The following is a 7,928-nucleotide window of genomic DNA, read 5'->3' on the forward strand; positions in this document are numbered from 1 at the left end:
GACATCTTGAGGGGCAAGGGTCCATGCACCATATCTGGCCTGAACAGGATCCGGCTCGAATGGGCGGGTCCGTCACCGCAATCTGATCCGGTGCCGCAAAGCGGGCCGGTGATGGAAGGAGACAAATATGAACCTTGAGAAATACTCAGAGCGCGTGCGCGGCTTTATCCAGTCCGCGCAGACCATGGCGCTCTCGCGCAACCACCAGCAATTCACCCCCGAACACATTCTGAAAGTCCTCGTCGACGATGACGAAGGCTTGGCCGCGTCGTTGATCGAGCGCGCCGGCGGCAATGTCCGCGATGTCAAGCTCGGCGTCGAGACGGCGCTCGAGGCGATGCCCAAGGTGGAGGGCGGCAATGGCCAGCTCTATCTGGCACAGCCGCTGGCCAAGGTGTTCTCGACCGCCGAAGACCTGGCTAAGAAGGCCGGCGACAGCTTTGTCACCGTCGAGCGGCTGCTGCAGGCGCTTGCCATGGAGAAATCGGCCAAGACGGCCGAAATCCTGGCCAAGGCCGGTGTCACCGCGCAGGCGCTGAACCAGGTCATCAACGACGTCCGCAAGGGCCGCACCGCCGATTCGGCGAGTGCCGAACAGGGCTATGACGCGCTGAAGAAATACGCACGCGACCTCACCGCGGACGCACGCGCGGGCAAGCTCGACCCCGTGATTGGCCGCGACGACGAGATTCGACGCACCATCCAGGTGCTGTCGCGCCGCACCAAGAACAACCCGGTGCTGATCGGCGAGCCGGGCGTCGGCAAGACGGCGATCGCCGAAGGGCTGGCGCTGCGCATCGTCAATGGCGACGTGCCGGAATCGCTGAAGGACAAGCAGTTGATGGCGCTCGACATGGGCGCGCTGATTGCCGGTGCCAAATATCGCGGCGAATTCGAGGAGCGGCTGAAGGCTGTGCTTTCGGAGGTCACTTCGGCCAGTGGCAACATCATCCTGTTCATCGATGAGATGCACACGCTGGTCGGCGCCGGCAAGGCCGATGGCGCCATGGACGCGTCGAATCTCCTGAAGCCGGCGCTGGCGCGCGGCGAACTGCACTGCGTCGGCGCCACCACGCTGGATGAATACAGGAAGCATGTCGAGAAGGATCCCGCCCTTGCCCGCCGTTTCCAGCCCGTCTTCGTCGACGAGCCGACAGTGGAGGACACGGTCTCGATCCTGCGTGGCCTGAAGGAGAAATACGAGCAGCACCACAAGGTGCGTATCTCCGATTCGGCACTGGTGGCGGCGGCGACATTGTCCAACCGCTACATCGCCGACCGCTTCCTGCCGGACAAGGCGATCGACCTCGTCGACGAAGCCGCCTCGCGGCTCAGGATGCAGGTCGATTCCAAGCCCGAAGCACTGGACGAGATCGACCGCCGCATCATGCAGCTCAAGATTGAACGCGAAGCGTTGAAGGTCGAGACGGACGATGCCTCGAAGGACCGGCTCGCCCGCCTGGAAAAGGAACTTGTCGGCCTGGAAGAGGAATCGACAGAGATCACCGCGAAGTGGCAGGCCGAGAAGCAGAAGCTCGGGCTAGCGGCCGACTTGAAGAAGCAGCTCGACGAAGCGCGCAACGACCTTGCCATTGCCCAGCGCAAGGGTGAGTTCCAGCGCGCCGGCGAGCTTGCTTATGGCAAGATCCCGGAACTGGAAAAGAAGCTGAAGGAGGCCGAAGCCCAGGACGGCAAGGCCGGCATGGTCGAGGAAGTGGTCACGCCCGACCACGTCGCCCATATCGTGTCGCGCTGGACCGGCATTCCGGTCGACAAGATGCTGCAGGGCGAGCGTGACAAGCTGCTGCGCATGGAAGACGAGATCGGCAAGCGTGTCGTCGGCCAGGGCGAAGCGGTGCAGGCCGTTTCCAAGGCGGTGCGGCGTGCCCGTGCGGGCCTTCAGGATCCGAACCGGCCGATCGGCTCGTTCATGTTCCTCGGGCCTACCGGCGTCGGCAAGACGGAACTGACCAAGGCTTTGGCCAATTTCCTGTTCGACGATGAGACGGCGCTGGCGCGCATCGACATGTCCGAATACATGGAGAAGCACTCCGTCGCCCGGCTGATCGGCGCGCCTCCCGGCTATGTCGGCTATGAGGAAGGCGGTGCGCTGACCGAAGCGGTGCGGCGCCGGCCCTATCAGGTCGTGCTGTTCGACGAGATCGAAAAGGCGCATCCGGATGTCTTCAACGTGCTGTTGCAGGTGCTCGATGACGGCCGGCTCACCGACGGGCAGGGCCGCACCGTCGACTTCCGCAACACACTGATCATCATGACGTCTAATTTGGGCGCCGAATATCTCGTCAATCTCGGCGAGGATCAGGATGTCGATGCCGTACGAGACGAAGTGATGGGCGTGGTCAGGGCATCGTTCCGGCCGGAGTTCCTCAATCGCGTCGACGAGGTGATCCTGTTCCACCGGCTGCGCCGCAAGGACATGGACCGTATCGTCGAGATCCAGCTCAAGCGGCTCGAGAGCCTGCTGACGGATCGCAAGATCACGCTGTCGCTGGATCCCGAGGCGATCGAGTGGCTGGCGGCCAAGGGTTACGACCCCGCTTATGGTGCCCGGCCGCTGAAGCGGGTGATGCAGAAGGAACTGCAGGATCCGCTGGCGGAAAAGATCCTGCTCGGCGAGATCCTGGACGGCTCGACTGTCAAGGTCACGGCCGGTTCCGACCGGCTGAATTTCCGCTCCAAGCCGGCGATCGTCGCGGCCGAGGTCGCGGCCTGATTCAAACGCCGCGCGTCCACCGGACGCGCGGCGTTTTCATGCAATTGGCGGGGGATTGATGACGCTGGACGACTACAACGGCTTCTGCGCTTCGTTGCCTGCAACGAACCACGTGGTGCAATGGGGCGGCGCCCATGTCTGGAAGGTCGGGACCAAGGTGTTTGCGATCGGTGGCTGGGATCAGGGTCGGCAGCTCTTCGTCACCTTCAAATGCTCCGACATCGCCTATGACGTGCTCAAGGAGCAGCCGGGCCTGCGCCCCGCGCCCTATCTTGCCTCCCGCGGCATGAAGTGGATCCAGCGTCAGACAAGCCAGAGCATGGATGATGGTGCGCTGGAGGACTATCTGCGCGAGAGCCACCGCCTTGTTGCCCTTAAGCTGACGAAGCAGGCGCGCAAGGAATTGGGGCTTGGCGCAAGCTAGCCAATATTCCCCGAGGCGCCGGAAAACCGCCATCTTCATGCCCGGTTCATGTTGGAACCATATGGTGGGTAACTGGTTTGCTGGCGAAGGGTTCGCCGAACTGAACAATGCCGGGCGGCGGCACATACGGACCGGAGAGTTTCGCACGATGCTGCGCAGTATCTTCACCCTTTCGGCGCTTGCCGCGGGACTGGTGTTTTCCAGTGCGTTCGCCGCGCCGACGCATGACGGTGCCGCCCAGCCTGTCCGCACGTCCGGGAGCGGCGGCATTCTGCTCGCCCAGGACGGCAATCTCGACATTTATTACGATGCCAGGGGCAATCGCGTCATCGTCGATTCGGACACCGGCAAGGTGATCGCCATCCAGCCGCCACAGACACGCCTCGACCGGCGGGCGCTGCGCCGAGAGAGCCGGATGCGCGAACTTGGCCGCGCACCCGCCGACGATGACCGCTACTATCTCGACGATCCCCAGGACATGGCCCGCTTCCGCCGCAGACAGCTGGAAGAGGAAGGCCGGGTCATTCCACCGCCCGCCGACGAATACGATCCTGACGGAAATGGTTCAGTCGATGCCTATCCGCCGGCACCGCGGGACGACGGCAGCTACGACAACAATTATCCCGACGCGCCGCAGCCGGGTACAATCAAGCGCCAACCGCTGAACGAGGCGTCGATAGACCCCGTCCGGCCGGCAGACCCGACGGACCAGGCAGCGCCCTCCGACCAGGCGGCATCGCCGCCAAAGGCCGGCGGCAAGACGTCGGTCGACCCGTCGCTTTCGTTGGGCGCACGCCAGGATGTCGCGGCGCTGCAGGTGCTGCTCGACCGGGGCGGGGCTTCGCCTGGCGTCATCGACGGGCGCTTCGGTTCGAATGTCGACAAGGCGCTGGCGGCCTACAATCAGATCAACGGCAGCAGCCTCAAATCGACCGATTCGGTCGGCATCCAGGCCGCATTGTCGCAGTCCGGTGGCGACGCGTTCGCCAACTACACCATCACCGCGGAGGATGCGGCCGGCCCCTATGTCGCGTCGATCCCGGAGGACTACAGCCAGAAGGCGCAACTCGACCGCATGGGCTTCACCTCCGTCACCGAGGCGCTGGCCGAGCGCTTCCACATGGACGAGAACTATCTCAAGGCGCTCAATCCGGACGCCAACTTCAATCGTCCGGGCACGATCATCAAGGTCGCGAATTTCGGCAAACTGGTTTCTGCCCCGGTTGCCCGCATCGTCGCCGACAAGGGCAAGAAGGAAGTCTTTGCCTATGATGCGTCCGGCAAGCTGGTCGCGGCCTACCCCGCCACAATCGGCTCGTCGGACACGCCGTCGCCGACCGGCATCCATGCCGTTTCGCGTGTCGCGCTCGATCCGAACTACACCTATAACCCCAACATCAACTTCAAGCAGGGCGAGAACAACAAGATCCTGACCATTCCGCCTGGGCCGAATGGCCCGGTCGGATCGGTGTGGATCGCCCTGGACAAGCCGACTTACGGCATCCACGGCACGCCAGAGCCCTCAAAGATAGGCAAGACCGAGAGCCATGGCTGCGTGCGCCTGACTAATTGGGACGCGCGTGAATTGGCCAAGCTGGTCTCGCCGGGCGTGCCGGTGGAGTTCGTCGAGTAGGTATGTCGATATTCAGGCGATGCCGGCCTGACCTGAATCTCAACATAAATCTCAACCAATGATCCTGCGCACCCACTTCACATTCGGCGTTGCCGCGTAGATCAACTGCACCACCAGAATGAAGCCTACGCTCGCCAACGGGGTGATCAGGCAAAGTGCGGCGCCGACGGCCCACAGGATCTGCGCCTTGACGATGCGCAGGTAGACCGTGCGTTTCGTTTCCGCGTCGACGTCCTCCGCGACAAGGCCGCTCTTCTCCGCATACCGCCAGCTGACGAACAGCGTGATGCCGAGCATCAAGAGGTTGAGCCAGTAAACCAGCACCGCGGTCCTGAATTCCAGAAAATCGGCCAGAAGGTCGGTCGAGAACGGCAAGAGCGCGATGAAGGCGAGAAAGCAGAGGTTCAGCGTGGCCAGCCGTCTGTCGGATTTGGCGATCAGACCATGCTGGGCCTGCTGGCCGAACCAGAAGATGGTCAGGGTCAGAAAGCTCAAGGCATAGGTGAGGAAGCGTGGCGCGAGTGCCGCGATGGCGGCGAGCAGATCATGTTCGGAGTGGATCACCTCATGCGCTGGCACCCTGATCTCGAGCACGATCAGGGTGAGCGCGATGGCGAACACGCCATCGGTGATACCGACAATACGGCCGCGCCCCTCAACCGATGCTTCGAGCGGACGCTTCATCGATTTCTCCTGCCCGCGGGTCCTGGAAACCTAAAGCGCGTCTCGTCGAAACGGATTCATGCGACGCGCTTTAAATCTTGCCTGATGCATGTCGTTGTCGCAAAAGCCGAGGTCACATCTGCGCGACATGCATTAGCATGACTGCCGCGGTTTGCATCGGGGCAGATGCAATCCCTGGCAATATGGCTGGTTTCAAGGACAACAAGCCGCTGGCCGGTTGTTGCCGCCGCGCCGACGGTCTAATGAGGGTGGCATGCATGCGCCCAATCAAGCCGCCGCCGTTCCGCTGACCGCTCCGGTCGCGAACGGCACGTTCTGCCCGCAATCGCAGCGGCGTTATGTGTTGATCGCGGCGATCCTGGCCTCGGCGCTCGGCTTCATCGACGGATCGATCCTGGCGATAGCCATGCCGGCGATCCGCGTCGACCTCGGCGCCAGCCTTGCCGAGGCGCAGTGGATTTCCAATGCCTATGCGCTGACACTCTCAGCGCTGATCCTTGCCGGCGGTGCCGCAGGCGATCGGTTCGGGCTGCGCCATGCTTTCGTGGCCGGCATTGCGCTGTTCGTCGTGACCTCGCTTGCCTGCGCGCTGGCGCCGAACGCTGTCGTGCTGATCGCATTTCGCGCGCTCCAGGGCATCGGCGCCGCGATCATGGTGCCGGGCAGTCTCGCCATTATCGCCAAGGCTTATCCGAAGAAGGAACGCGGCAGGGCGATCGGCATCTGGGCGGCGGCCTCGGCGCTGACCACCGCTCTCGGCCCTGTGCTCGGCGGCCTGGTGCTCTCGGCTTTCGGCGGCGGCATCTGGCGGGCGATCTTTGCCGTCAATCTGCCGCTCGGCCTGATCTCGATCTATCTGCTGCTCGCCAAGATTCCGGCCGATGCGCCGACGGAGAAACGCAGCCTTGACCTTGCCGGCGGGGCGCTTGCGACGCTGGCCTTCGGCGCGCTCGCCTATGGGCTGACTTCAGTGAGCGCCAGCGGCGAGAGCCACATGGCCGGTCCAAGCATTGCCGCCGGCGCCGTGCTGCTTGTCGTCTTCATCCTGTTCGAGCGGCGGCAGCGCGAGCCGATGATAGATCTCAGCCTGTTTCGCATCGGTGCTTTCGCCGGCGCCAACGTCGCGACGTTCTTTCTCTATTTCGCACTGTCAGCCAATCTTTTTTATCTGCCGATGCTGCTGATCGCAGGCTGGGGACTGAGCACCGCCGAGGTCGGCTTCATCTTCCTGCCGCTGTCGGCGGCGATCGCGCTTCTGTCGGGACCCGTCGGCAAGCTGTCGGACCGGATCGGGCCCCGTTTTCCCATTGCCTGCGGCAGCCTGATCGTGGCGGTTGCCTTCGCCGGGCTGGCCTTGCTCGCCTATGCCGGCTTTCACCATTTCTGGACCGGCATCTTCCCCTTGATGGCGCTGATGGGGCTCGGCATGGCGTTGGTCGTATCGCCATTGTCCACCGCGATCATGACGGCGGTGGAAGACAAGGACACCGGCGCGGCTTCCGGCATCAACAACGCCGTCTCACGCATCGGCGGTTTGATCGCGGTGGCGGCGATGGGGTCGCTCGCTGCCTGGATCTACGCCAATGCCCTGGAGGTAAATGCCGCGCCCGGCGTGCCTGGCTTCGGCGAACCGCCACCAGCAGGACTTTCGCCGGCACTCGATGCGGCGAGGATCGCCGCCAGCGACGCAGCCTTTTCCGCCATCTCCTTGGTGACGGCGCTGCTATGCCTGCTTTCCGCTGTCATTGCCTGGATGACGATTTCGGGCGAAGCGCTGCCGTGGTCGCGGCGCGCCGAACCTCGGCAGGGCGAAGGCTGAGTCTCAGCCTTCGATCTTGGCGCTGGCGACCTTCAGCGAATTGCCATCTTCCTGTTTCAGCAGATCGTCGATGCGCTCGCGCTCGCGCTTGAAGGCGACGAGATCGTCGCCCTTCAGCACCTTGCCGACCGGTAGACGGACGCGCATCGGATCGACTTTGGTGCCATTGACGATCAACTCGTAGTGCAGGTGCGGGCCTGTGGCGAGGCCGGTCTGGCCGAGATAGCCGATAGTCTGTCCCTGGCGCACATGCATGCCCGGCTCCATACCTTTGGCAAAGGCACTCTGGTGATTGTACGAGGTCTCGTAGCCATTGGCATGGCGAATGATGATCTGCTTGCCATAGCCGCCGGCCCAGCCGACCTTCTCGATGACGCCATTGCCGGCGGCGATGATCGGCGTGCCGATCGGGGCTGCCCAGTCGACGCCTGTGTGCATGCGGACATAGCCGAGGATCGGATGCTTGCGGGCGCCGAAGCCGGAGCGGAATTTTCCGGCGGGCAGCGGATTACGCAGCAGGAACTGCTGGGCGCTCGAGCCGTCTTCGTCGAAATAGTCCGTGCTGCCGTCCTGCATCTGGAAGCGGTAGAAATTGCGTGTCGTGCCGCCGAAGGTCGCAGAGACATAGAGAAGC

At 63.4% G+C, this 7,928-nt stretch carries 6 protein-coding genes (1 of these 6 running past the window's edge); 4 read left to right on the forward strand and 2 right to left on the reverse strand.

Annotated features, from left to right (window positions below; genetic code table 11):
- The first annotated feature begins 127 nt into the window (after positions 1–127).
- The 3 genes from clpB (at position 128) to LB555_RS25355 (ending at position 4,791) form a co-directional block, all read left to right on the forward strand.
- Positions 128–2,734: an ATP-dependent chaperone ClpB gene (clpB, locus tag LB555_RS25345; protein WP_140875011.1), complete on the forward strand. Its 2,607-nt coding sequence runs from the start codon at positions 128–130 to the stop codon at positions 2,732–2,734.
- A 58-nt stretch (positions 2,735–2,792) separates the two neighbouring features.
- A complete protein-coding gene (locus LB555_RS25350; RefSeq protein WP_015315606.1) occupies positions 2,793–3,158 on the forward strand; it encodes an MmcQ/YjbR family DNA-binding protein in 366 nt (121 codons plus the stop codon).
- Between the two features lie 148 nt (positions 3,159–3,306).
- Positions 3,307–4,791: a L,D-transpeptidase family protein gene (locus tag LB555_RS25355; protein ID WP_041163664.1), complete on the forward strand. Its 1,485-nt coding sequence runs from the start codon at positions 3,307–3,309 to the stop codon at positions 4,789–4,791.
- Between the two features lie 51 nt (positions 4,792–4,842).
- Here the strand turns inward: LB555_RS25355 and LB555_RS25360 are convergent, their stop codons facing one another.
- Positions 4,843–5,475 carry a TMEM175 family protein gene (locus tag LB555_RS25360; protein WP_015315608.1) on the reverse strand — a complete coding sequence of 211 codons (633 nt, stop codon included), beginning with the start codon at positions 5,473–5,475 and terminating at the stop codon, positions 4,843–4,845.
- A gap of 253 nt (positions 5,476–5,728) precedes the next feature.
- Between LB555_RS25360 and LB555_RS25365 the strand changes: the two genes are divergently transcribed.
- Entirely contained in the window at positions 5,729–7,294 is a 1,566-nt protein-coding gene (locus tag LB555_RS25365; RefSeq protein ID WP_015315609.1) for an MFS transporter, read from the forward strand.
- A 3-nt stretch (positions 7,295–7,297) separates the two neighbouring features.
- On the opposite strand, the gene LB555_RS25370 is transcribed toward LB555_RS25365, so the two are convergent.
- A protein-coding gene (locus LB555_RS25370; RefSeq protein WP_181166413.1) for a M23 family metallopeptidase crosses the window boundary here: on the reverse strand, positions 7,298–7,928 show its final stretch. The gene runs 1,340 nt beyond the window's last position; only the last 631 of its 1,971 coding nucleotides appear in the window; its start codon lies beyond the right edge, outside the window — the gene reads right to left on this strand; the stop codon is at positions 7,298–7,300.

The organism is Mesorhizobium sp. BR-1-1-10, from assembly GCF_020165595.1.
GTDB classification, from domain to species: Bacteria; Pseudomonadota; Alphaproteobacteria; order Rhizobiales; family Rhizobiaceae; genus Mesorhizobium; species Mesorhizobium australicum.

What these genes read in the sequence shown, in the direction of transcription:
- clpB (WP_140875011.1), top strand. Translation starts at nt 128, where the DNA reads ATGAACCTTGAGAAATACTCAGAGCGCGTGCGCGGCTTTATCCAGTCC.
- LB555_RS25350 (WP_015315606.1), top strand. Translation starts at nt 2,793, where the DNA reads ATGACGCTGGACGACTACAACGGCTTCTGCGCTTCGTTGCCTGCAACG.
- LB555_RS25355 (WP_041163664.1), top strand. Translation starts at nt 3,307, where the DNA reads ATGCTGCGCAGTATCTTCACCCTTTCGGCGCTTGCCGCGGGACTGGTG.
- LB555_RS25360 (WP_015315608.1), bottom strand. Translation starts at nt 5,475, where the DNA reads ATGAAGCGTCCGCTCGAAGCATCGGTTGAGGGGCGCGGCCGTATTGTC.
- LB555_RS25365 (WP_015315609.1), top strand. Translation starts at nt 5,729, where the DNA reads ATGCATGCGCCCAATCAAGCCGCCGCCGTTCCGCTGACCGCTCCGGTC.